The sequence below is a fragment of the Sulfurimonas sp. genome (genome assembly GCF_034005705.1).
GTDB lineage: Bacteria > Campylobacterota > Campylobacteria > Campylobacterales > Sulfurimonadaceae > Sulfurimonas.
Genome location: NZ_JAVEUF010000019.1, coordinates 1 through 23756, shown reverse-complemented (window position 1 = coordinate 23756; position 23756 = coordinate 1). Strand labels below are relative to the sequence as shown.

22 protein-coding genes are annotated in these 23756 nt (G+C 41.9%); 7 read left to right on the top strand and 15 right to left on the bottom strand.

The annotated features are described in order from the left end of the window. The first annotated feature begins 95 nt into the window (after window positions 1-95). From RBR61_RS08890 to RBR61_RS08875, 4 genes are all read left to right on the top strand, one after another. On the top strand, window positions 96-728 hold the full coding sequence (locus RBR61_RS08890) for a response regulator transcription factor (protein WP_320343686.1): 633 nt from the start codon (window positions 96-98) through the stop codon (window positions 726-728). Continuing rightward, a complete protein-coding gene (locus RBR61_RS08885; RefSeq protein WP_320343685.1) occupies window positions 721-1776 on the top strand; it encodes a HAMP domain-containing sensor histidine kinase in 1056 nt (351 codons plus the stop codon). The genes RBR61_RS08890 and RBR61_RS08885 overlap by 8 nt, the downstream gene beginning before the upstream one ends. Window positions 1777-1843: 67 nt before the next feature. Beyond that, the gene (locus RBR61_RS08880; RefSeq protein WP_320343684.1) at window positions 1844-2248 is read left to right on the top strand and encodes a hypothetical protein; all 405 of its coding nucleotides are present in this window, start codon (window positions 1844-1846) and stop codon (window positions 2246-2248) included. A gap of 44 nt (window positions 2249-2292) precedes the next feature. Continuing rightward, window positions 2293-3093, top strand: a complete 801-nt coding sequence (locus RBR61_RS08875; protein WP_320343682.1) for a DUF3187 domain-containing protein — start codon at window positions 2293-2295, stop codon at window positions 3091-3093. On the opposite strand, the gene RBR61_RS08870 is transcribed toward RBR61_RS08875, so the two are convergent. From RBR61_RS08870 to RBR61_RS08815, 12 genes are all read right to left on the bottom strand, one after another. Continuing rightward, entirely contained in the window at window positions 3090-5090 is a 2001-nt protein-coding gene (locus RBR61_RS08870) for a PBP1A family penicillin-binding protein (RefSeq protein ID WP_320343680.1), read from the bottom strand. The genes RBR61_RS08875 and RBR61_RS08870 overlap by 4 nt on opposite strands. After that, window positions 5087-5776 carry an ATP-binding cassette domain-containing protein gene (locus RBR61_RS08865; protein WP_320343679.1) on the bottom strand — a complete coding sequence of 230 codons (690 nt, stop codon included), beginning with the start codon at window positions 5774-5776 and terminating at the stop codon, window positions 5087-5089. The genes RBR61_RS08870 and RBR61_RS08865 overlap by 4 nt, the downstream gene beginning before the upstream one ends. Continuing rightward, window positions 5776-6870 (bottom strand): aminotransferase class I/II-fold pyridoxal phosphate-dependent enzyme, encoded by a 1095-nt coding sequence (locus tag RBR61_RS08860; protein ID WP_320343678.1) that lies wholly within the window; start codon window positions 6868-6870, stop codon window positions 5776-5778. The genes RBR61_RS08865 and RBR61_RS08860 overlap by 1 nt, the downstream gene beginning before the upstream one ends. Beyond that, on the bottom strand, window positions 6870-7778 hold the full coding sequence (locus RBR61_RS08855) for a sensor domain-containing diguanylate cyclase (protein ID WP_320343677.1): 909 nt from the start codon (window positions 7776-7778) through the stop codon (window positions 6870-6872). The genes RBR61_RS08860 and RBR61_RS08855 overlap by 1 nt, the downstream gene beginning before the upstream one ends. 211 nt (window positions 7779-7989) lie before the next feature. Continuing rightward, window positions 7990-8544 (bottom strand): septum formation inhibitor Maf, encoded by a 555-nt coding sequence (gene maf / locus RBR61_RS08850; RefSeq protein ID WP_320343675.1) that lies wholly within the window; start codon window positions 8542-8544, stop codon window positions 7990-7992. Continuing rightward, window positions 8544-9026: a hypothetical protein gene (locus RBR61_RS08845; protein ID WP_320343674.1), complete on the bottom strand. Its 483-nt coding sequence runs from the start codon at window positions 9024-9026 to the stop codon at window positions 8544-8546. The genes maf and RBR61_RS08845 overlap by 1 nt, the downstream gene beginning before the upstream one ends. Continuing rightward, entirely contained in the window at window positions 9026-11575 is a 2550-nt protein-coding gene (gene alaS, locus RBR61_RS08840) for an alanine--tRNA ligase (RefSeq protein WP_320343673.1), read from the bottom strand. The genes RBR61_RS08845 and alaS overlap by 1 nt, the downstream gene beginning before the upstream one ends. A 74-nt stretch (window positions 11576-11649) precedes the next feature. Next, window positions 11650-12636 (bottom strand): cytochrome c3 family protein, encoded by a 987-nt coding sequence (locus RBR61_RS08835; protein WP_320343672.1) that lies wholly within the window; start codon window positions 12634-12636, stop codon window positions 11650-11652. Further along, on the bottom strand, window positions 12633-13568 hold the full coding sequence (locus RBR61_RS08830; protein WP_320343670.1) for a cytochrome c3 family protein: 936 nt from the start codon (window positions 13566-13568) through the stop codon (window positions 12633-12635). The genes RBR61_RS08835 and RBR61_RS08830 overlap by 4 nt, the downstream gene beginning before the upstream one ends. After that, complete coding sequence (locus RBR61_RS08825) at window positions 13565-15085, bottom strand: cytochrome c3 family protein (RefSeq protein WP_320343668.1); 1521 nt, start codon at window positions 15083-15085, stop codon at window positions 13565-13567. Before RBR61_RS08825 ends, RBR61_RS08830 begins: the two co-directional genes overlap by 4 nt. 12 nt (window positions 15086-15097) lie before the next feature. Beyond that, window positions 15098-15616 (bottom strand): cytochrome c3 family protein, encoded by a 519-nt coding sequence (locus RBR61_RS08820; protein ID WP_320343666.1) that lies wholly within the window; start codon window positions 15614-15616, stop codon window positions 15098-15100. Window positions 15617-15625: 9 nt separating this feature from the next. Then, on the bottom strand, window positions 15626-16276 hold the full coding sequence (locus RBR61_RS08815) for a NapC/NirT family cytochrome c (protein ID WP_320343664.1): 651 nt from the start codon (window positions 16274-16276) through the stop codon (window positions 15626-15628). 275 nt (window positions 16277-16551) lie between these two features. On the opposite strand from RBR61_RS08815, the gene RBR61_RS08810 reads away from it, so the two are divergent. The 3 genes from RBR61_RS08810 to RBR61_RS08800 are packed head-to-tail and all read left to right on the top strand — an operon-like array spanning window position 16552 to window position 18910. After that, window positions 16552-17295 (top strand): tetratricopeptide repeat protein, encoded by a 744-nt coding sequence (locus RBR61_RS08810; protein ID WP_320343662.1) that lies wholly within the window; start codon window positions 16552-16554, stop codon window positions 17293-17295. 3 nt (window positions 17296-17298) lie between these two features. Beyond that, complete coding sequence (locus RBR61_RS08805) at window positions 17299-18072, top strand: c-type cytochrome (RefSeq protein WP_320343661.1); 774 nt, start codon at window positions 17299-17301, stop codon at window positions 18070-18072. Further along, window positions 18047-18910 (top strand): hypothetical protein, encoded by an 864-nt coding sequence (locus tag RBR61_RS08800; protein ID WP_320343659.1) that lies wholly within the window; start codon window positions 18047-18049, stop codon window positions 18908-18910. The genes RBR61_RS08805 and RBR61_RS08800 overlap by 26 nt, the downstream gene beginning before the upstream one ends. Before the next feature lie 41 nt (window positions 18911-18951). On the opposite strand, the gene RBR61_RS08795 is transcribed toward RBR61_RS08800, so the two are convergent. The 3 genes from RBR61_RS08795 to ccsA form a co-directional block, all read right to left on the bottom strand. Then, a complete protein-coding gene (locus RBR61_RS08795; RefSeq protein WP_320343658.1) occupies window positions 18952-19548 on the bottom strand; it encodes a DUF4136 domain-containing protein in 597 nt (198 codons plus the stop codon). Between the two features lie 18 nt (window positions 19549-19566). Next, the gene (locus RBR61_RS08790) at window positions 19567-21873 is read right to left on the bottom strand and encodes a fused MFS/spermidine synthase (protein ID WP_320343699.1); all 2307 of its coding nucleotides are present in this window, start codon (window positions 21871-21873) and stop codon (window positions 19567-19569) included. 75 nt (window positions 21874-21948) lie between these two features. Further along, the coding region (ccsA, locus tag RBR61_RS08785) for a cytochrome c biogenesis protein CcsA (protein ID WP_320343656.1) at window positions 21949-23756 on the bottom strand (1808 nt) is incomplete at its 5' end.

Here is a 23756-nt window from a genome sequence, read left to right as displayed (position 1 = left end):
AAGGAGTTCTCTCTTTTGGCCACTACTAACCTCAACTTTTATCTAAAATATCTACAAAAAAACATATCGCTAACACTTTTGTAATATAATTGGGCATGAAAAAAAGAATCCTGCTTTTAGAAGATGACTCCATCTTGGCTCAAACACTCGTAGAACTGCTAGAGGGTGAAGGTTACTCAATCACGCTTGCAAGGGACGGTGATGAAGCGGCAGATGCATCTTATGACTGGGTGTTCGATCTCTATATATTTGACATAAACGTTCCCGACATCAACGGAGTTGAACTTCTTAGATCGCTCAGAGAAGCTGATGATAAGACTCCGACCATATTTATAAGCGCCCTTGTCGATCTTGGCTCCATTTCAAAAGCTTTTGCCGTGGGAGCGCAGGACTACATCAAAAAACCGTTCTTTCCCGAAGAGCTTCTAATCAGGGTAAACGCCAAATTTGCACAGAGAGGTACTACCATCAAGTACAAAGACCTGGAGTATGATCCAAAAACGAAGACTCTTAAAAAAAATGGCCGCACAATAGCGCTTGGAGAGGTTCAAGAGAGGCTCTTTAGCCTCTTTATAAGAAATATCTCTCAGGTCGTCACACAGGAGATGCTGCTTGATTGTCTGGAGAAACCATCCTCATCTGCCCTTAGAGTAGCACTTACAAAACTAAAACAGACAACGGGACTCAATATTAAAAACCTCCGCTCGGTAGGGTACATAGTTGAGTAGAGCGGAGAGAGAATCATTTTTAAAGAGCTTTTTGCTATTTTTTAGCTCTCTTGGTATCCTGATCGCAACGCTCTTTTACATAAACTACACAAAAGAGATCCAAACACTTGACGAACAGCTCTTCTCGGAGATGAGACTCTGCAGTTTTGACCTTAAGTGTGAAAAATTTGAGATAGAGTTCATAGAACCCAAGGAGCAAAAACTCTATGCGCTCTACAAGGATGAGAGCGGGCTGAAGAGCTACTACCCGATTCCCAACTCGCAAAAATATATAATGAAGCTTGCCTTTAGTTCGCAAGATTACGACATTGCGCTAAAAGAGCTCCAAAAAGAGGCTCTTTACAGCTTTTTACCGATCCTTGGAGTAGTTCTTATCCTCTCCATACTCTTCTCCGTCTATGCGCTCTACCCTCTCAGAAGCGCGTTGCTTCTTACACAGGAGTTCATAAAAGATATACTTCACGACTTTAACACTCCGCTCTCATCTCTGAGACTTAACAGTGCGATGCTCAAAAAAGAGCTTGGAGAGAGCGAAAAGCTCGATAGGATAGAGAAGAGCGTAGAGAACATCCTTAGCCTGCAAGAGCATCTGCGCTCCTATCTGCAAAACCATCATCAGGAAAAAGAGAAGTTTGATATAAGGAACATTATTGAAGAAAATATCTATATGCTTGAGAAGAACTACCCAGATATGGAGTTTAAGGTGGAGATGCCTAAAATAGAGCTCTTTACAAACAGAGATGCACTCTTGCGCATAGTCGGAAATATTTTATCAAACGCGGCAAAGTACAACAGGCGCGATGGTCTTGTTATGGTGAGCTACAGCGACAAAATCGAGACTCTGCATATAACCGACACGGGCAGAGGAATAAAGGATGCGAAACGCATTTTCGAGAGATTTTATAAAGAGCAGGAGAGAGGCCTTGGCATAGGGCTTCATATAGTCAAAAAACTCTCCGACGAGCTGGACATCAAAATAGAGGTAAAAAGTGAGCTTGGAGTGGGGAGCGACTTTGCGCTGAACATATCAAAACTAATAGTTCACTAAGCTCTTGCTTATAGAGAACTAACACTAGTATGTAATACTAACACTATCAAAACAGAAGGATTGAGAAATGAAAAAACAGATGTTAAGTGCGGCTTTGCTGCTATCACTAACCATTACATCTCTTTTGGCAGAAGTTGACGTTGACTCACAGATAGAGGCTCTTAAGAGTGCGACCCCTCAAGAGAGGGTAAGACTTATGAACGAGTTCAAAACAACGCTCTCAACTCTAAGCCAAGAGGAGAGAGCAGAGGCGATCGAACAGTTCCGCTCCGGCATGGAAGTTGAAAACCAACAGATACAAGCAAGAGAGAGAGTCAGAGAGAGAGTCCGCGTAAACCAGATGGATGAGACGATGGAGAGACAAGAGAACCAGAGAATGAATCAAAATCAGGTGGGTTCGCAATTTTTACAGCAAAATCCAAGTCTCTCTCCCGATGCGCTCACTACGCCAAACAGATTTATGAAAAAATAAAAATTACTAAACGCAGCGCTGAGTAGCGCTGCAAAAGGATATAGATGTTTAAAAAAGCGCTTATTTTAATAACCGCGGTTTCGCTTAGTCTTTTGGCATACAGCGATTATGATATGGACGGGGTGGACGACGCTGTTGACAAATGCCCCAATACTCCATTTAATGAGCTAGTGGATATAAAGGGGTGCACCGTAAAAAAAGCCTGGAACAAAGAGCACCTCAGCATAATCTACGGTATCAGCTTCTCTGAGGCTGATTACACGATAACTAAAAATTCAGACACACTCTCGCAATCCATTCAAATTGATTACTACTATAATGACTTCTCCCTTCAAGCAAGCAGCTCATACTATCTCTCGGATGATGACAGCGGTCTAAACGATTCGTTTATTGGTGCATTCTACAGACTATCCCCATCAGAGGAACTCACTCTAAGAGTAGGCGGCGGGATCATTCTTCCTACTTACGATACAGAGCTTGATAACAACAATATGGATGTGATGGCAAGTGCTAGTTTTAGTTATATGCTGGGTAAGATAAATCTCTTTGGCGGATACAGCTACACGATGGTGAATGATGATGATATCTTGGGGGTTGTTTCCTACCAAGACACCCACTCGTACAGCATGGGTGCAGGATTTTACGCTCGCAGCAATCTATACGTCAGCGGTTATTACACAACCAGTGAGAGCATCTACAAAGATACTACGGATATAGAGACTCTATCCTTGTACGCTTTTTACTCAATTGACAAAAACTGGTTTACGACCTTTAGCTACTCATACGGCCTAAGCGATAGTGCAAGTGATAACTCGTTTACGCTTCGTCTTGGGTACTACTTCTAAAAAAGAAGCATCTCCTCTGAGTTGACCTCCGCCTCTACCCGCGGAGGCTTTGATATATCGCTGAAAAACTCCTCTTTGCCGTTTATATTTACCTTCATCACTCCATCGGGCATCTCAAATTTTCTCTGTATCTGCGGATATAGTTTCAGCACCTCTTCATAGAACATCGCAAAAGCCGGTCCTGCTATCTTTCCGCCCGTCTCTCTTCTGTGCATCGGCGTATTGTCATCGTTTCCAAACCAGACTATGGTCTCTATGGTAGGAGAGTAGCCTGCAAACCAGCCGTCAACATTGTTGTTTGTCGTCCCTGTTTTTCCTGCAAGCTCTATTCCTCTTACATTCGCCCTTCTTCCCGTTCCTTTTTTGATAACGTCTTGAAGAATAGTGGTCATGATATAAGCCTGCGTCTCTTCGGTGATAAAGCGTGTACGCTCCGACTTTTCGTAAACTGTTGTCGAACCTTTGTCTATGTAGCGGATAAGGTGCGGCTCCACCTGCATGCCCCCGTTTGCAAAAGATGTATAGTATTTTGCAAGCTCTAGAGGCGAGAGCGTGATACTCCCCAGTGCTATAGAGAGATCAGGCGGCAGATTTGCTATGCCAAACTTCTTGAACTCCTTAAGAAGTGCGCTAAGACCTATATCGTTCACAAGGTTTATCGTAGCCAGGTTTCTTGAGTGCACAAGTGCCTCTCTGAGTGTCAAAAGCCCTTTATAGTTCTTTTCGTAGTTCTTAGGCTGCCATTTGAGCTCTTCACCATCTTTTTCATAGGTATATGTTCTGGCAATATCTATCAGCTCCGTTGCCCCGGAGTATCCCAGATCGATAGCCACCTGATAGATGAAAGGCTTAAATGCAGAGCCCGGCTGACGGCGTCCTTGGGTCGCTCTGTTGTATGAGCTTGTCCAATAATCTACACTACCAACAAGCGCTAAAATATCTCCTGTTTTTGAATCAAGCGAGACAAGAGCGCCGTTTAAGATTGATGTGTTTATATCAAGCTGAACCTCAAGGTCTGGGTTTGCCTCAAATCTCCTCTTATCGTTTTGTATATATCCCTCTATTCTTTTAACTGACATATCGTAAGCTTTTTTCAGCGAGTCTCTTGCCGCCTCTTGAAGTCTCATATCTATTGTCGTATATATCTCATAGCCGCCGCTTTTTATATCCTCAATACCGAACTCCGCGGCTCTTCTTAACACCTCATCGACTATGAAAGGCGCGCTGTTTTGCGTTAGCGTATCGTCAAACACCTGCGGCGATTCAAGCAGCGCATCGTTGTAGGTATCTTCATCTATCCAGCCAAGCGCATACATCCTTGCGACCACACGGTTTGCCCTGCCCATCGAGATCTCATAGTTCTTTGTCGGAGCATATGTACTTGGAGCCTTTGGCAGACCCACCAATATCGCCATCTCTTTTAGAGTTAAATCGCTGAGTTTTTTGTGAAAATAGCCGTCCGCCGCCGTTTTTATCCCGTAGTAGCCGTGCCCGAAGTATATCTCGTTTAGATACCTCTCTAAAATCTCCTCTTTGCTTAGTGCCATCTCCACTTTTAAGGCGTAGATAAGCTCTTTTACCTTTCTGGATATCTTCTTCTCTCTGGTTAAAAGCCTGTTCTTGACTAGCTGCTGGGTAATCGTACTCGCACCCTCGACCAGTTTTCCCGCTTTTATATCTTTGATGATCGCTCTAAATATGGCATCTACATTTATGCCCGGATGCTCAAAGAATGTCGTATCCTCTATGGCTAGAAGTGCCTCTATAATTCGCGGAGGGATCTCGTTAAACTCGGCATAGTATCTATGTTCACCTTCAAAAATATTGGCTATTTTCTCACCGTTTCTATCATAAAAGCGTGTCGTTAAAGATGGCTTGTACTCTTTTAGGGAAGATATATCGTAATCCTCTTCAACCAAAAAATAGCCCAGAACCAAAAACGGAGTTAAAAATCCAAGCAGAAAAAGCGTAAAAAATATATTTTTAACAGTTTTCATACTCTAAAACTCCTAGAAGCAAAATTTGCATCGATTAAAACCTTTGTATATTCACTCTGCGGGTTGTGCAAGATAGCATCCATCTTCCCGCTCTCTATAACTTTTCCGTTTTTTATAACGCATATATCTTCGCATAAAATTTTAGCAGAATTCATATCGTGTGTCACAAAAAGTATCTTAAAGCCGAACTCACCCTGAAGAGACCTCAAAAGATCAAGTATCAAGACCCTGCTCTGCGGATCAAGCGCAGTCGTAGGCTCATCAAGCAGAATAAGCCGAGGCTCATGACTCAGAGCCATTGCAATTACTACACGCTGAAGCTGTCCGCCGGAGAGTTCGGGAGGAAACCTCTCTAACAGCTGCCCATCAAGCCCGACCTCTGCAAAAAGCTTTTTAACCCTCTCTTGCGGGACAAAGAACTGTCTCTTTATCTTTGTAAGAGGAGATAGCGCGGTAAATGGATTTTGAGGAACAAAAGCCAGGGTCTCTCCCGCTACAAGATCAAAATCGCTCTCATGTTCAAGCTCCATCTCCATACTGCTTGGAAGCATATTCAAAAGAGCTTTTATCGTCAAGCTCTTGCCGCTTCCGCTCTGCCCTACAAGCGCCAAAGAGGATAAGATGTTAAAGGAGATGTCAACCAGCTCTTTTTGCTGCGTTCTTATACGGAGTCTTGATATATTCATTATGCCCTTATTTTAGCTAAATTTATACACAACTCTCTTAACGAATCGCAACTCTCGCCGAGTCTTGCTATCAATCTTACAATTGCGCTCTCAACCGTAGGCTGTCTGATGGCACCTACTGCGAACCCTCTGTTCTTTAGGCTCTCTTTTATCTCCATAACTCTTTTGTTGTCATTGATGGCAATCGGTACGATGAGTCCCTCGACTTTAATACCAAGCTCTTCATAGACTATGCTTTGACGCTTTTTAATCTCGCTCTTTAGAGACTCTTGGTTTTGCAAAATATATCTAAGCGCATTATGTGCTAAAAGCGTATCATACAGGGATAGCGACGTTGCGTAGATGATCGGCTTGGCACGATTGATAAGATACTCGATTATATGCGAAGATGCAAGAATAAAAGCACCAAAGCTCCCATACGCTTTTCCAAGCGTTCCCATCTTTATGTAGTTGGGTTTTATCTCGATCTTGTAATGATCAAACACCCCCATAAGCTTCTCGCCTATAACGCCGCTGCTGTGAGCCTCATCCACTATCAATATAGCGTCATGTCTGTCACATATCTCAAAGACCTCTCTATCGACCAGATCTCCGTCCATCGAGTAGATTCCCTCGACTGCAACTATCTTGCGTTTTGCATCAGATGACTTTAAAAGCTCTTCAAGCTCAGACATATCGTTGTGAGAAAAGAACTTTACATCCACGCTCTTTATATTTGATGCAAGTACGCCCGATGCATGATACTTCTCATCCATAAAGAGTGTGTCGCCGCGCCTGACCAAAGACTCTATAAGAGCTATATTTGCGTTAAACCCGCTCCCAAGAACTACTCCGTCCTCAAAGCCGTTCGCCTCGCACAAAGCCTGCTCAAAATCTTTGTGTATCCCGTGATAGCCGTTTACCAAAAGTGAGGCTTTTGAGCTGTGCAGAGGCATATTTGAGAGTGTTTTGCAACTCTCGTCATGAAGCTCTTTTTTATGTGCAAGACCGAGATAATCGTTTGAAGCAAAATCCAAAAGAGAGTTATCGTAGAGCTCTCTTTGTCTGTATCTTTTAGCTTTTTTTAGTGCGCGCAGCTCACTCTCATAGTACATTATCTCACCACAACTCTGTTTCTGCCGCCGTTTTTAGCCTCATAGAGTGCTTTATCCGCCCGCTTAAACGTCAACTCAAGATCTTCGCCCTTTATATACTCCGTCACTCCAAAACTCATAGTGATCGCAAATATCTTCTTGTGTTCTTCAACTTTTGCTCTGATCTTATCGGCTATTTTATAGGCGTCTGCTTTGTTCACGTATGGAAGTATAAGAGCAAACTCCTCTCCTCCGATCCTACAGAATATATCTCCCTCTCTTAGATGAGAAGAGATAAGTTTTGTATACTCTATTAAAACATTGTCTCCCACGTCGTGCCCGCAGCCGTCATTTATCTTTTTAAAATAGTCGATATCAAAGATTACGAGCGAGAGCGGGTAGAAGTAGCGGTTCGCGTTTGCGCTCTCTTTTTTTATCTGTACATTGTAGTAGTATCTGTTCTTTATCTTTGTAAGAGGGTCTGTTATATTTGTGTGTTCAAGCTCTTTTTGGTAAAGCTTCTCTTTTGTAATATCCGAAAATATAGCGCTGTAGTGCCCATCTTTTGGAGAAATAAGAGAGACTCCCACGCTAAAGTAGTACTCTTTTGAGTTATAAACTATCCTTACCTGATTATTTTTTGGATTTTCAATAAGAGACTCAAGCCAGTTTTTACCATTATTCTCTTTTTGTATATAGCCATCATCTTTGACAAAAAAATCAGATATGGATTTATGCTCCATTTTAAACTCTTCTAGCGTCTTGTATTTGTTGAAATATTTAAAAAATGTCTCATTCACATCTATTATGCTATTTTTGTCTACTACGACCACTATGTTTGAAGATGAGTCGATGATGTTTTTGTAGTATATCCTCTGTTTGTTATTTTTGCTATAGATGTAGCTGCTTAGCGTCACTGCTACTATCATTGAGACAATGATCGCGATAGTGAACCACTTATATATAAAAAAGTTAAAATCGTTCTTGGAGATATTTAGTATACGCTTTGACTCCTCAATGAAGTCTATATAGAACCAGCCGCTTAGAAGCAGTGTCGCTACAACAATTATACTGACTATCGTAAATCTGCTAGATCTTAAAATAGTAATCCCTTTTTTTTGACATATTTTAACAACTTTTTTATTTCTTTAATAGAAAACTTTTTAATAAATCCGTATTTAATCCCATTGCGGTGCTCTCATAGCCTCTGACACTTTTTATGTAAGGCTTGCAAAAACCCTCTACCATGCATCCTCCTGCCTTGCCGCGCCACTCGCCGCTTTGCAGATATCTCTCGACATCATCAAGGTCAAATTCACTAAACAGATACTCGGTCGTAGAGATATCTATGATCTTCATCTTGCATGACTGATATATCATGCATGTAATTATGCTTGTGACACTCCCGCTCTGCGTAAGGAGTATATTTCGCGCATCATCGACGCACTTTGCTTTTCTGAGTATCTGGCCGCATGATGCAACAACCGTATCTGCCACCAACAGAGGATACTCTTCGTACCCGAAAGCTCTTAGGTTCGCTTCAAATTTTCCCAGTGTCGCCTGATATACAAAGTTTTTTGGCGAGGTCGCAACAATGCTCTCCTCATCAAAATCCACACTCTCTTGAATAAAGCCTATACCCGCGTCATTTAGAAGTTTTGCGCGGGTCTGTGAAGCGGAAGCGAGTCTTAGCATTAGATGCTGCTTGATATATATGTCCCTAAAAATATGGCCGTAATACCAAGGATAATATTAAGAGGAACCATAAATTTTCCGATAAGCTCTATCTGGCTTTTAGCACCGACCATATTGCCCTCATTTAACATTTTCTCGCCTCTGTTTCTTCTAAGTATCATCACTATAAGATTAATGAACATAATGCTCCAGATACCCTCTTTGGCATGTGAAAGCGCTGAGTAGTCACTCTGAGAAAGAGAGTAGCCCTTTATCATAAAGATCGCCGTTACCAGAAGAGTTACGACAAAAGGAAGGACAATATAAAAGAGTCTCTTAAGCGCATGCGCGATTCTCTCTAGTCTCTTTTGAGGAGACTCTATCTCCAAAAATGAGTAGTGCGCCGCATAACGCATAGCTATCATACCGCCGACCCAAACGACGGCACTTATAACGTGTAGAAAAACTATAACTGTCTTATACTCTAAAAAAATATCCTGCATTATCCCAAAACCTCTGTTATATAAGCTTTCGCCTTCTCTTTAGCCTCTGCTATCTTGGTTATATCTTTTCCGCCTGCCTGTGCAAAATCGGGACGGCCTCCGCCGCCTCCACCAAGAATAGGAGCGATATTTTTGATCCACTCGCCCGCTTTTGCATCCGCGCCCTTGACACCTGCAGCTATAAGAACCTTGTCGCCCTTTATTTGAAAGAGCATTGCGCATAATTTTTCGTTTTGGTTTTTGAGTTCGTCTATCTTCTCTTTGATGTCACCGCTTAAAAGCTCATCAACTACGACCGCAACACCGTTTACATCATCTGCTTTTATCTCAACGCGTATGCTGTTTTGCGCCTCGTGAAGCTCCGCCTTTAGCTCCGATATAGTAGATTTGAGTCTTGAGATCCCCGCCATAACATCAAGGTTCTTGACCTCTGCCTGAATCTCTTTTATAAGAACTCTCTGCTGCGCAAAGTGGTTGTAAGCCGCATGTCCGCACACAGCTTCTATACGTCTGACACCCGCACTCACACCGCTCTCTTTTGTGATGATGAACGAGCCGATAGCTGCCGTATTCTCAACGTGAACACCGCCGCAGAACTCTATACTTGCATCGCCAAAGCTCACAACTCTTACCTCATCGCCGTACTTCTCGCCAAACTGAGCTTTTGCACCGGATTTTTTGGCATCTTCGATACTCATAACCTCGGTTTTGCCGCCGATGCCGCGCATGATCTGCTCATTTACTCTTGTCTCTATCTCCACAAGCTCTTCATGAGTAAGCGCTTTTGGATGAGAGAAGTCAAAGCGAAGTCTCTGCGCCTCAACAAGTGAGCCCGCCTGAGAGATATGATCTCCCAAAACATCAAAAAGAACTGCATGCAGAAGATGTGTAGCAGAGTGGTGCTTTGTTATCTCGCCTCTTGAGATATCCACAACCGCTTCAACCTCATCTCCGACCTTTAACTCTTTTTCTAAGCTTATTTGAGAGAGGTTAAGACCAAAGAACTTCTTTGTATCCTCTACTTTCGCATAACCTGTAAGCTCTCCTATGTCTCCGCACTGTCCGCCCGACTCCGCGTAAAACGGTGTGTTGTCCAGAAGAACCCAGCCGCATGAGCCTGCCGATAGAACATCAGCGTGATGATACTCATCATCCAAAAGTGCCAATACTCTGCTCTTTTGCTTTGTGCTCTCATAGCCTACAAATGTGTTCTCGCCGAACTTCTCTAAAAGCTCTTTGAAATCTCCGTGAACCGCTTCATCTCCGCTTCCCTTCCAAGCAGCTTTTGCACGGCTTCTCTGCTCTTGCATAAGCACATCGAACGTAGCCGTATCTAGTTTGAGACCTTTCTCTCTTAGCATATCTTCGGTCAGGTCAAGCGGGAAACCGAAAGTGTCGTAAAGCTTAAATGCAACCTCGCCGCTGAAAATCTCTTTTGTGTTTTTAAGCTCTTCGTTAAAAAGCTCTATTCCAGATGCGATAGTTTTGAAAAATCTAGCCTCTTCAAGCTCTATCTGCTCTTTTACGACCTCAGCTTTTTGAGCCAAGTAGTCATACTCTTTGCCCATTATCGAGACAACCGTATCTACAAGTTTGTACATAAACGGCTCACTAAATCCGAGCAGGTAACCGTGTCTAACACCGCGTCTGAGAATACGTCTGAGCACGTAACCACGCCCCTCATTTGAGAAGTTCACACCCTGAGCAAGAAGGAAGAGTGCAGTTCTTATGTGGTCGGCTATAACTCTGTATGATGCACCGCTTGCATATACGTACTCTTTTGCTATGAGCTCTTCTATCTTTTTGATGATCGGCATAAAAAGAGACGACGAGTAGTTGCTTGTTGCTCCCTCGCTGATAGCCGTGACTCTCTCCAGACCCATACCCGTATCTATCGATGGTTTTGGAAGAGCACTCAGAGTGCCATCACTGCTTCTCTCATACTGCATAAAGACAAGGTTCCATATCTCTAAAAATCTGTCACCTTCGCCGCCCATATAATCCTCAGGGCCGTTGAAGTTCTCTTCTCCCTGATCAAAGAATATCTCGCTGCAAGGTCCGCATGGTCCGGTATCACCCATCTGCCAGAAGTTGTCTTTATCGCCAAGACGCATGATCCTATCTTTGCTTACATGACGCATCCAGAGCTCTTCAGCCTCATCGTCGCTCTCATGCACGGTAACCCATAGCCTCTCTTTTGGAAATTTAAGAACCTCCGTTACAAACTCCCATGCGTAATCGATCGCCTCTTCTTTGAAATAGTCTCCAAAACTGAAGTTTCCAAGCATCTCAAAAAATGTGTGGTGTCTTGCGGTGTAGCCGACATTCTCCAGGTCATTGTGCTTTCCGCCGGCACGGATACATGTTTGACAGGAAACTGCACGCGGATTCTGCGGAACCGGCACTTCGCCCGTAAATATAGACTTGAACGGAACCATACCTGCATTGTTAAAAAGCAGCGAGGCATCATCTGGAACAAGCGGCGAACTTGCTACTCTGTCATGATTTTTTGATTCAAAAAATCTTAAAAACTCTTCTCTAATATCCATAAACGTATCTCTTGCTATAAAATTGGGCGATTATATCTAAAAATAGCCCTTTAACTCTTTAAAGAGATACTCTTTTACTTTTTATGGCACCTTGAGCAGAGACCCATTGCGCTCTGGCTCTGCAAAAGTGAGGGGGCATTTGAGACATGCGGATTGTGACAACTTACACAGCTGAGATCTTCTCCCTCTCTGGATGGATCCTTTACATTATGTGTCGGATGGGCCTTTCTTCCGAATGTTTTGACAACGTGCATACCCTCTATCTTATCTTTGTGACATCCGGTGCAGAGTTCCCAAGCCGGTTTTCTCAAGTAAAATTTGCTTGGGGAAGAGTGCGAGTTGTGGCATCTGTTACATCTTCCAGACTCTGCCGGTTCATGATGAAATCTCTTTTTGCTCCACTCCTCTTTATGCTTCTTGTGGCATGAGAGACAAAGCTCCTCTATCGGGTCGGGAACACTATATTTTGTCCTATCTTTGTCCGCTTGGTTAAGAGCTCCTACCTCGCCGTTGTGGCAGGACGTACAGAGCCAGTTCACTGAAGGCGCATGAGAGTGCTCGTCTCTATTTATCTTTTTATGGCACTCGTAGCAGTTGGATCTTGTAATATCTTCAAATGCTACGCCCTCAACCTCATTTACGCTCATATCGTGACATTTTGAACAGATCTTTTCGTTCTCATCATTGTGAAAATAGCTTCTGTTATAGCCCTGCGGAGGGTATCTGTAATCTTTGTCGACTTTTGATGTTAAAAAAAGCTCTTTTTTCTCCTCTTTTACAACCTTGCCCTCTTTATATCCTACCACCTTGAGACTGTTCTCTCCAAGATGGAGATTTATGCTTTTGCAGTAGTGTGAACGTTTTGGATTAACCTCAAGAGTAAATGTCTCATTTACATCATTTGATATGACAAAAGAATCTACAGAAGCAAAATCGGCTTCAACGACGACCGAAGCAAGATCCTCCTCTTTGACCTCTCTATCGTAGGGGTTGACTATATTAAACGCCCCTGCCTCGCTCAAAAACAGCAGCAGCCAAAAAAAGAGCCCGAATATTCTCATCTCTTTATCTCCTCAAGAGCTTTTTTAAGAAAGAAGGGGCGGTTTGAGGCGTGGGGCGTATGGCACTCTATACATAAATCTCCGTAGTTCGTACCTGAACATGCGGAGTTTTTACTCTCTCTGGCTTTAATATGCTTATCTTTATGGCATCCAAGACATATCTGATTTACATCTTTACGGATAAACATACTGTAGGGACCTGAGTGCGGATTGTGACACTTGTTACAGTGTCCCGCATCCAGAGGCTCATGACGATACTTTGCACTCCTCCAAAGCTCCTCATTCTCTTTATGACACTCAAAACATGAAGCATCCGTCGGCTCTTTCGTCAAATACTTTGAGACACCCTTTTTGCTCTCTTGATGACAGCTTGTGCATAGCCAGTTTGCCGAAGGAGCATGGGCATACTTCTCTTTGTTTATATTTTTGTGGCAGCCGTAGCAGTTTGACTTAGTAACATCCACAAATGCAATATTTTCAACCTCGTTTACGCTCATATCGTGGCATTTTGCACAGAGATTCTCATTCTCATCAGTGTGAAAATAGCTTTTTTTATAATCTTTTGGCGGATATCTGAACTGATGATAAAGCTCAGAAGAGACATAAACATTTCTGCTCTCTTCACTTACTAAAACTCCCTTCTTGTATGCACGCACCAAAACCCTGTTTTCGCCAAGACCAAGAGAGATATTTGCACATGCCGTACTCTCAGACCTACTTAAATCTAGACTCTTCATGTCGGGGAATACGCCTACTTCAACTCTCTCAAAGTGTTTCTTATCAATACCCAAAACGACATTTAGTGTCAGTTCGGTTTGAAGGGTGTTCTCTTTTGGAGTGATTATCTCTACCATTGACTCCTCTGCAAAAACGCTGCTCAAAAAAACAAAGAGAGCTAGAGCGGTTTTTGCAAAGAGATCAAAAGGTCTCACTTTCCGATACCTTTTGGATTTACACGATCATAAGCGAACTCTTTATGACAAGCAGGTGCACAGGAACCCCCCTCCGCGGTCTCAATAAATCTGAGCGGGAACTTGATCCCGTTAAAGTCCGTATAGTCGCGAATAAGATGCGAGTATTTAGAAGCATGCTCATCATGGCAAGCTCTGCATGAACGCCCTTTTCGGTCATTTACGTGCAGATGATGCAGATTGACCTCTCCATCCCTAAATGCCGTAATATTGTGCTCATCCGATGCTATGAACTGCTTGGTTATCTTTTTCTCGCTGTGACACTCGAAACAGAAGAAATCTTTATTCTCCAGATCGGCATAAAAGTTTTTGGTAAAAGACTTTCTTAAAATACTGAAGTTGTTTGAGCCGTGAGGATCATGGCAGGCTGAACATCCGCCCTCTTTTTTAACATCTTTTATCGGTTTATGCCAGTTCGGGTTCTCATCCAGATGTTTTTTCATATTCATCAGCATTCCGCCGTCCTCTTCTGACTTGACCTCTTTGTCGTGGCAGTTCAGACATGCGGCGACAGGCTCTTTGTTTAAGAGCTTCTTCTCTTTTGTCGCATGCGGATTATGACACTCCAGACATCTTTTTTTGCTTGTGTTCACGCCGCCGTGTTTAAAGTTTGAGTGCTTGGTTTTTTCACCTATCTCATCATGACAGTCAAGACACAGGTCCATCTTGGCATCCATATAAAGAAGCGATTTATGATCCGCCGTATGCGCATCATGACACTCCAGACAGCTTTTCTCAACTATAGGTTTATGTTTTGTCTCCAAGTTCATATCGACAAAGAGTTTTTTTGCTTTTGCCCCAAACGTGCTCTTCTTGTCGTGACACTTCATACACAGATCGTTCGTAGACTCCGCTTTTAACAGCATCCTGATGTTTGACTGATGCGGATCATGACAGTCTGTACATCTTCCCTCTTTTACGGGCAGATGGTCAAACTCTTTTGTATATCGCGTTTTATGACACTCATAACATACATCTGCGATCTCTTTTTTAACAAGAGCTCCGGGTTTTTTGCTGCTTGTATCGTGGCAGATCTGACAAGCGCCCATCTTAAAGGGCTGATGCAGATACTGTTTGAGAGGCTTGAACTTATCGGGAAGATCCTCAAGCTTAACTATTTTCGCCTCTCTTGGGTGAGCTTTGTTGTGCTGAGGCTTCTCTTCATCCCTTATCTCATCTGCTTTTATCTGAGCAGGTGCCATAGGCGTTTTAGAAGCGGCAAGCTCTTTTTTCTTGTCAATAGAGCTTTTTATCTCTTTTGAGATCTTTGAAATATTTATCTCTTGAAGTTCATCGTCGCTGATAACTATATCTACATCTTCGTAGGCATGCTTCGCATTTTTCATCGCTTCGGCTATATTACCCATTACCGTTACAAGACGACCAAGCTTCTCACCGACACTGTATGTCTGAAACAGATATGCAAAAATAGCAAGCAGAACAAATGCACCCAATAACTTCGAGATATTTTTTTTCAATTTCCTACCTTGTTACTCTATAAATTCGCCGACCGGACACTCCTGCTCGGTCACTTTGTCGCGAAGTATCTTCTCTCTGTCTGCATGGTGCGGATTGTGGCACTTGTTACAATCAAGTGCTTCAAGCCTCTCATCTATCTTTGCCTCAGGCTCGTGGCACTTATAGCAGAGTTCGGAGACGCTATGAGTTATTATAGCCGCAGGTTTAGAGCGCTTTGGTGCATGACATACCGCACAGGCTCCCATATTAAAGGGCGGATGACCATACTTTTTAAACGGTCTTAAAGCCTTTGGAAGCTCTTTTTCATCTACCTTGCTTGTAGAGCCGGTATTTGCCTCTATATACTCCTTATCCATAAGGTCAAGCGAACGAGGATCTCCATGAGGAGCATTGGCTAGAGAGATAGCAATATTTTTTGATACCGTACCCAAGCGTCCCAGTTTTTCAGGCACTCCTAAAACTACGAACAGTATAGCAAAAAGAGCGACGACACCTGCGATTATGGATATTTTAATATATTTTTTTTCCATCATCAATCCCTAATGCTCTGCATTCTCTTCTTCACCCTCAACCTCGCTCGGTCTTGGAGGAAGATGTTTTTCCAGCTGATAATGTCCTACATGTTTATGGCAGTCCACACACTTAGCACTCTCTTTCTTTCCGTCGTCTCCGCTTACTACAAGTTTTTTTGCAAAGTATGCTTTATGAGCCGTAAATGCTTTTTTATTCGGCCTTGTTCCAAGAAGCAGGTTTTCATGACAGTGAAGACAAGCAGAGTCATAGACCCAGTTGCGTCTCTCCTCACGCTTCTCGTGCCAATCTATCTTTGAGGTATCGTGCGTAGTCTCCACCCAGACATCCCAAAGACCCGTTCTTACCTTCTGTACCAGATAACCAGCCGTTGATTCATGAGGCAGATGGCAGTCTGCACAGGTCGCCATAATTCCACTATCTCCATAGCCGCCGTGAACACTGTTTCTATAAGCCGCCGCCATCGGTTTCATGGAGTGACACGAGCCGCAGAAATTCACATCAGAGGTGTGTTTGACGGCAATAACCGTAAAAAAAGAGGTACCCATTCCAAGCAGGACACCCCCGACTACTATACCGACAACAGCCCACACGCCAAAAGAGTATTTTCTCTTTTGGTTATCTTTCATATTTTTGTTTATCACTTTTTCTTCTTCCATTTTTTCTATCCTTACTGCAATTATTAAACTTTTATTATTAATTTAAACTAAATAATTTGCAAAAGATTAGATTTTGTTTAAATGTGATGTTTTTGTGATGTTTTTCTTTAGAAAACTGATAATTAATATAAGATTTTTATATAAAAACGACTCTTTTAATAATAATTAATTATTATGCACGACAATACTATTCTCAAGACACATTTAAGAAATAAATTTGATTACAGCTGATATAATAAGACCAAATTGTGAAGCAATTATACAAAGGGATAAAAATGAAAAAAGCACTCTTTACTCTTATTTTAAGCTGTTCTCTTGCTCTGAATTTTGCAATGGCTGCGGAAAAATTCGAGATGGATAAAAAAGCTTTTATGTCTGTAAAAGTAAAAGCGGATAAAGGTGAACCTAACAGTCAATTTGCGCTGGGCGGAATGTACTATCAAGGAATTGTGACAAAAAAAGATCATGCAATGGCGGCAAATATGTACCGCAAAGCTGCTGACCAAGGTCATACAAAAGCGATGTATAACCTTGCAGTTATGTACCATAAGGGCGATGGAGTGCCTCAGGACGACGAGGAGGCTATCAACCTCTTTACTAAAGCTGCAAATAGCGGCGACCAGAAATCTGCACTTCATCTGGCAGATATGTACTATAAAGGGGAAGGCACACAGAGAAACTATGCAAAAGCGTTTCCTCTTTACAAGCAGGTTGCAGATGCGGGCTACCCTCTCGCACAAAGCAAAGTCGGTCTTATGTATAAGCACGGCGTAGGCGTTAAAAAGGATATTGAAAAAGCAAAAGAGTACTTAAGCAAATCTGCTATGCAGAGCTGCGGAGATGCGCAGTATGTTCTGGGCAAGATGTACCTTGAGGGAGACGGCGTAGAAATGGATAAAGCAGAAGCAGAATCTCTTTTAAAAGAGGCATATCTTAACGGTCACTATGAGGCCAAAGAGATATTGGACCGTGAGCAGTGGGAAGCAGAACCCCATGCAGCGACACTGCCTCAGGAGTAAAAGATGAAAAAAACAGTACTAATTCTTATCTCTATTGCCTGTGTTGCTTCTGCAACTCAGCTCTTTGATAGATGTGCTGCCTGCCATGGCAAGAACGGAGAGAGACACTCTCAAAACCTTACCAAAAGCATTGCCGGCATGAACGCAAAAGATGTAACTACTATACTGCAAGAGTATAGAGCAGGAAAGAGAGACACTTACGGACTTGGAAGCATGATGCAGGGACAGGCCAAGAGACTCTCCGATGCAGATATAAAAGAGCTCTCAGAGCATGTCGCATCTCTTCCTCCAGTAGTTGAGGTCGCTACAAAACCTAAACTTACAAAAGATATGACAACCGAAGAGATATTCGCAAGATGTGCAATATGTCACGGTCAAAAAGGCGAGAAGAAATCACTTGGTGTCAGCAGACCGATTGCGGGCATGAGCGCCGTTGAAGTCGTAAAAGATTTAAAAGAGTATAAAACCGGTACAAGAGATACATACGGTCAGGGTGCGATGATGAAGGGTCAAGCTACAAAACTTAGCGAAGATCAGATGAACGCAGTGGCTATTCTCATTGAAGCGCTTCCTCCGGTCAAGACGCAGGAGCAGAAAAATGCCGAAGAGAGAGCAAGAAAAATAACCCAAGAGGAGATAGATTACAACAACTTTATGGAGGAGTACTTCAGAACAAGCAAAGATCCGAATGAGACATTTGAAGCAGCAAAAAAAAGATATCAAGAGCATAAAAAAATATTAAAGGAACAAAATGAACAAAATATCAATAGCAATTAGTGTAGCCGCACTGTTAATGTACGGGTGCAGTGACAAACCAAAAGAGCAGGAACAAAGCGCTACTGCCACTCAGCAGAGCAAAAGCGTAGCTGCTCCACAGAGCACAACTATCTACGGTGCAACTGCACAACAACCAGAAGCAAAAACACCTGCAGAGGGTGATGTTCAGCTAAACACAAAACATGTAGCCAATGTGCTTGAGACTATAAACGGAGGCGGATACACTTACGCTAAAGTTGATGAAGATGGCAATATCTACTGGATAGCAGGGCCTCAGACAAATATAGGCACAGGAATGAAGATCTCATTTTTAGAGCAGATGGTTATGAGCGACTTTACAAGCAAATCTCTTAACAAACATTTTGACCAGCTTGTATTTGTAAGCGCTATCGTGCCGGCTGACGGATCAACGGCAGGCGCACCTGCACAAACGCTTGCTCTTGAAGATGCCCACGCAAATTGTGACCACTCCAAAGAAGAAGCAGCATCTGCACATGTAGCACAAAATACTCCTGTGGCAGTATCTGTTGCTAAAAATGCAGATGGATACACCATAGAGGAGCTGTATGCAAAAAAAGATACGCTCAAAGATAAAAGCATAAAAGTTAACGCAAAAGTGGTAAAAGTATCCAGAAATATTATGGGCAAAGATTGGATACACCTGCAAGATGGCTCAGGAGCTGCAGGAACTGACGATATTATCGCTACTGCTTCTAACTCTACAGTTCAGGTAGGCGACACAGTAACAGCGGATGGAATAATTAAAACCAATGTAGATCTTGGTTACGGTTACAACTTCTCGGTTCTTATCGAAGAGACTAAATTTACATCTCTATAAAAATATGCGGGCATCAAGTGATGCCCAACATCACTCGAAACTTACTTCTTAATCGGAAAATCTTTAAAAAGTTCAGATATGACTCTGTTTATATAATCACTCTTCTCTTGCTGAGTGTACTCTTTTGAGAGCTCGTCTCTTGCAATTCCCTGCCAAACTACTCTGTTCTCTTTAACGTTAAAGACTTCCAAAATAAGTCTGCCCTCTTCATACTCGTTCGTCGTTGTAGTAACCCTCACATCAGGCTCCATAACCATTGCACCGGAGACATAAGTTCCTGGGTATGTGCCTATTGGTCTGATAGCTCCAAGATACATATACGGAACGGGTCTAATTCCTATGGTCTCATAGTTCGTCTCTACCTGAGACTTCTTTTGGACATCAAGATGCATTATTACATAGAAGTCTGCAGCGCTTTTATCTACGTTCTCATACCCTTTGTTCTTCATATAAGCACTTAAAAGTCTGCTGATCCTGTCTCTGCTGAAATCTCTTCCGTCATTTTGGTTCGTATATACGACCGCAAATGTCGAGAGAGCAGAGAAGTCATGCTCATTGTCGTAGTCTACCTGTATCTCCAACGTAGAACATCCGCTTATAAAAACTGCCGCTGCCAGCGCAATAAACCATTTTTTCATATCAATACTCCTTTAAATTTATTTAACAACTTGCTTATTCAAGTAACTTCTTAAAAATCCAATAGTATCAAAACTATTACCCTCAATAGTTTCATACCTTGATTTAAATGTTTCTGAAAGCAGGTTCAAATCTGTTGCAGGCTCAGAATTTGCGGAGATCTCAACCAACTGCTCTTTCGATAGAGCGAAATAACCCATTAAATCTTCCGGCTCTTTTATATTGTGACTTTCAAAAACTTTTTTTGCATCTTTATTATTAATCTCTTTTAGCACTGCCTCATACTCAATAACCATCGGAGCGTTAGAGCCAAATAATAAAAAATCACTTGCGCTGATATTAACAAAACTAACCACATGCGTAAATGTATCCGTATATGTTGTTATAATGCTCTTTAGAGTGGCTGTGTCAATTTTAGAAAGAGGTACCCATTGTCCGCTTACTCCATTATGTGAAAGCTTTGATTTTACTATTTCAAAAAATTCTCTACTTACTATATTAGATGAACCCATAAGCCATGGATGAGATGGCTGTGAGACTATAATATCATAAGACTCTTTTGACATCAAAATCGTATTGCGTGCGTCATTTATTTTAACGTTCACTCTTTTATCATTTTGGGTCGGCAACTTACCATCATATATAGTTCGCACAGCATCCAAAACAGCCGGATCTATCTCCACAACATCTATACTCTCTATTTCGCTCATACTTAAGGCTCTGGTCGTTGTTCCCCCACCAAAACCTACAATAAGTGCTTTTTTCGCACTCGGATTTAACATCATAGGAATTTTTCCAAGTAAAAACTCACTAAAAGGCATATTGTAATCATTACAAACATCAACCCAAGATTCTGCTATGCCATTTCTTAAAATTCTTACAATACAGGTGTCTATATCATAACTATACAGACTTATAATACCGCTTTGACTCTCTTTTACATAGTGCATGTTACTCATTTGCATATGAGCTTTTGAATCACGACTGATTACTATCTCAACCATTTTTTTATAATCCAAATGAGGTAAAAAAAAGTTCATAGCAAAGGCGACAGAGAAAAATCCTACAAAATATATAATAGTGTTGCTTTTTACAAAAATAAAGGATGAAACCAGAACAATAAATGCAGCGGCGCTCAGTAAAAGATCGGTTGAAAAATATGGGATAACCCAAAAACCTGCAACTATTGAGCCCATAATTCCGGCAATAATATTTACAGAGTATGCTTTACCGACATTAGCATGAAGTGTATCAATATTTGGGGAGTAGTATTTAAGTGCCAAGGGGAAAAGCAGACCAAACATTGCGCTTGCCGGCAATAAAATCAAAAACATAACAAAATATTTGCTCCATCTGTAAGCAAACGCACCAACTTCTAAAGTGTTTAGCCTCTCATAAATCTCGGGAAAAGCTCCCAATCCGGCTCTGGCACTAAGAAGTGCTAAAGCAAGTAAGATCAATCCAAAAAAAAGAAGCTTCTCGGTCTCTATTTTTGAAATAATTTTTAATTTTGCAATAAATGAGCCTATGGTTATACCTGCAATAAACATAGCCAAAATCATGGAAAATCCATAAATAGTATTTCCGGTATATACTATAAGAAATTTCATCCAGCCTACTTCAGTAGCCAATGCAGTAAAGCCTGTTATAAATAGAACAAATAACGCACTTTTGTTTGTTTTTGCAGTATTACTAAACAATCTTCTTTGCTGCACTTTAAAAGAACTATTAAAATGCCCCAATAGAGCAACTCCGGCTACAGCAATAGAGATATTAAGCATTACAGCTACATATAAAGTGCCGTCTAAAGCAAAATTTGGGATAAGGTAAAAACCTGAAGATATTGCCCCTGCAACTGCTCCAAGGCTATTAAATGCATAAAAATGAGCAAGTTTTTGACCTACCTCTTTTTTATTGTGAACAGCTACAGCCACTATAAGCGGAAATGTAGTTCCTATTAAAAATGTAGGTATAAACAGTATTATAGTTACAACAAAAAACTTTATCCAAACTCCTGCTTCAACAATAGGAAGTAGCGAGATAAAATAATCAAGATTCAAGAGAAGAGGCAGTATTAATATTGCGCTTAATGCAATTCCCGCTTCAGCTGCAATATATAGCTTTAGCGGATTTTTAAATTTTTTTATTAGTGAAGCAGCAAAATAACTGCCCACTCCAAGACCGAGAAAAAATACAGATAAAATTATACTGATTGATACAGATGTAGAGCCGATACTAAGGGTTAAAAGACGAACCCAAAGTACCTGATATATAAGAGCAGAGGCTCCCGAGAGAAGTAGAAAAAGTGAGAGAGCCCAATCAACCATAGAAAAGGAGGCTTTACTTGAATCTTCTATAGAGAGTTGTCTAAATTGTTTCAAGTACATGCCTGTTTGTCATAGTTATTTTTTCTCAGTCTCTTTAATGGGCTTTACTTTAACCAACTTGTCGCGGTTAAATGATGCCGCAACAACTACAATAGCAATAACTGCAATTACATAATATATCCACTCAGGGATCGGAACCGGATCACCTGCTGCGTATGAGTGCATACCCGATAGGTAGTAGTTAACGCCGAAATAGGTCATAATGACCGACGAATAAGCGATAACCGATGCTACATTATATATGAAGTTTGACTTCAGCATAGGCACAAAACGCATATGCGTCACAAAGACGTAAACAGCCATGGTAACTATCGTCCATGTCTCTTTCGGGTCCCATCCCCAGTATCTGCCCCATGACTCGTTCGCCCAGACACCGCCTATGAAGTTTCCTATCGTCAAAAGAGAGAGTCCAACTATCATAGACATCTGGCTTATACGCGCCGATTCCATTATGTTCACACTGATCTGCTCACGCTTCTTCTCATTGCCAAGCATTATATAAAATATGAGCGATATAAATCCAAGCAGAGTACTAAGACCTAAAAAGCCGTAGCTAGCGGTAATAACGGAAACGTGAACCGTCAGCCAGTTTGACTTTAAAACCGGTACCATTGTCGTTATCTGCGGGTCAAGCCAGCTTAAATGCGCCACAAAAAGCGTAATGCCGGCAAAAATACCGGTTGTAGCCACAGCGAGCTCAGAAGATCTTGCAAAGAGAATTCCCGCCAAGATAATACTCCAAGAGATGTAGAGCATCGCTTCATATCCGTTACTCCACGGAGCATGTCCTGCAATGTACCATCTTAGTCCAAGTGCGAACGTATGAACCACAAAAGCTACCGCAAATATAATAAGAATAGTTCGCATAGTAGTTGTAAGATTCAAGTTTGGTTTTGCCAAACGAACAAAGATAAGCACAAGCAGCACCAAGCCCGAAAGAAGGTAAACAGGGTAGAGGCGCTCAAAAAGTTTCAGCTTGTTATACAGAAGTTCCGCTTTCACGTGCATATCTTCAGCTATAAGTTCAGGGTTTATCCTCTCCTGATACCTCTTAATATTATCTATAGCCTTGTCAGCATCACTCCAATCTCCGCCTTGTAGACCCTTTGAAAGCCCTGCAGAGTTATTTTTTAGCAGATCTAAGACCTCTTGTACAGCTGCAGACGGAAAAGTCTCTATCGCCTCTTGCGGATAGTACCACTTCTTGCTCTGATCTCCGGCTAGAGGGAAGACTCTCATAAAACGGCCTGAATAGACCATATAGGCTACGTTTACCTTCTCATCAAGCTTGATAAGCTCTTTCTCATAAGTGCCTCTCTCAGCAGGACGTTTTCTAAGTGCCTCTTCTGCATGAGCACCGATAATATACTGTCCATACTTGTCAAACGCCAACTCATAAGCAAACGCCTTTTGCGACTCTTGCAGACCGAGAAGCTTCTTTAACTGAGGATGAGTGACCTTGATCATATCCACCCTCTTCCACGCTTCAGGATTTGTTGCCATACCAAGGATTATCTGGTTATGATTGAGTCCAAAAAGAGTGTTTTTTCCGCTTATCTTGGTAAGATATTCCATCGTCAATGTATCAAGCGGTTTTATCCTTCCATCGGCACTCTGCACAAGAAGCGTACCGAAGTGCTCAGCGTGAGACTTATCTATCTTCTGAATGCTCTCTACATCAATAGAAGATGCACTAAGAGGCGTAGTTCCGATCATTGAGAAACTAAAGAGCAGAGCAAATATCCAAGCCGAGGTTTTATACTCATACTTTGTGCGTGCAAGTTTTCCAAAGTAGCTGTTAGGATTAAGAACATTTAGAACCA

Excerpts from the sequence above, each read along its gene's own strand:
- RBR61_RS08880 (WP_320343684.1), top strand. The coding sequence starts at position 1,844 with ATGAAAAAACAGATGTTAAGTGCGGCTTTGCTGCTATCACTAACCATT.
- RBR61_RS08800 (WP_320343659.1), top strand. The coding sequence starts at position 18,047 with ATGAACAAAATATCAATAGCAATTAGTGTAGCCGCACTGTTAATGTAC.
- RBR61_RS08890 (WP_320343686.1), top strand. The coding sequence starts at position 96 with ATGAAAAAAAGAATCCTGCTTTTAGAAGATGACTCCATCTTGGCTCAA.
- RBR61_RS08815 (WP_320343664.1), bottom strand. The coding sequence starts at position 16,276 with ATGGAAGAAGAAAAAGTGATAAACAAAAATATGAAAGATAACCAAAAG.
- RBR61_RS08835 (WP_320343672.1), bottom strand. The coding sequence starts at position 12,636 with ATGAGAATATTCGGGCTCTTTTTTTGGCTGCTGCTGTTTTTGAGCGAG.
- RBR61_RS08820 (WP_320343666.1), bottom strand. The coding sequence starts at position 15,616 with ATGGAAAAAAAATATATTAAAATATCCATAATCGCAGGTGTCGTCGCT.
- RBR61_RS08805 (WP_320343661.1), top strand. The coding sequence starts at position 17,299 with ATGAAAAAAACAGTACTAATTCTTATCTCTATTGCCTGTGTTGCTTCT.
- alaS (WP_320343673.1), bottom strand. The coding sequence starts at position 11,575 with ATGGATATTAGAGAAGAGTTTTTAAGATTTTTTGAATCAAAAAATCAT.
- maf (WP_320343675.1), bottom strand. The coding sequence starts at position 8,544 with ATGCTAAGACTCGCTTCCGCTTCACAGACCCGCGCAAAACTTCTAAAT.
- RBR61_RS08790 (WP_320343699.1), bottom strand. The coding sequence starts at position 21,873 with ATGGTTGATTGGGCTCTCTCACTTTTTCTACTTCTCTCGGGAGCCTCT.
- RBR61_RS08870 (WP_320343680.1), bottom strand. The coding sequence starts at position 5,090 with ATGAAAACTGTTAAAAATATATTTTTTACGCTTTTTCTGCTTGGATTT.
- RBR61_RS08865 (WP_320343679.1), bottom strand. The coding sequence starts at position 5,776 with ATGAATATATCAAGACTCCGTATAAGAACGCAGCAAAAAGAGCTGGTT.
- RBR61_RS08855 (WP_320343677.1), bottom strand. The coding sequence starts at position 7,778 with ATGATAGTAGCAGTGACGCTAAGCAGCTACATCTATAGCAAAAATAAC.
- RBR61_RS08860 (WP_320343678.1), bottom strand. The coding sequence starts at position 6,870 with ATGTACTATGAGAGTGAGCTGCGCGCACTAAAAAAAGCTAAAAGATAC.
- RBR61_RS08810 (WP_320343662.1), top strand. The coding sequence starts at position 16,552 with ATGAAAAAAGCACTCTTTACTCTTATTTTAAGCTGTTCTCTTGCTCTG.
- RBR61_RS08845 (WP_320343674.1), bottom strand. The coding sequence starts at position 9,026 with ATGCAGGATATTTTTTTAGAGTATAAGACAGTTATAGTTTTTCTACAC.
- RBR61_RS08875 (WP_320343682.1), top strand. The coding sequence starts at position 2,293 with ATGTTTAAAAAAGCGCTTATTTTAATAACCGCGGTTTCGCTTAGTCTT.
- RBR61_RS08795 (WP_320343658.1), bottom strand. The coding sequence starts at position 19,548 with ATGAAAAAATGGTTTATTGCGCTGGCAGCGGCAGTTTTTATAAGCGGA.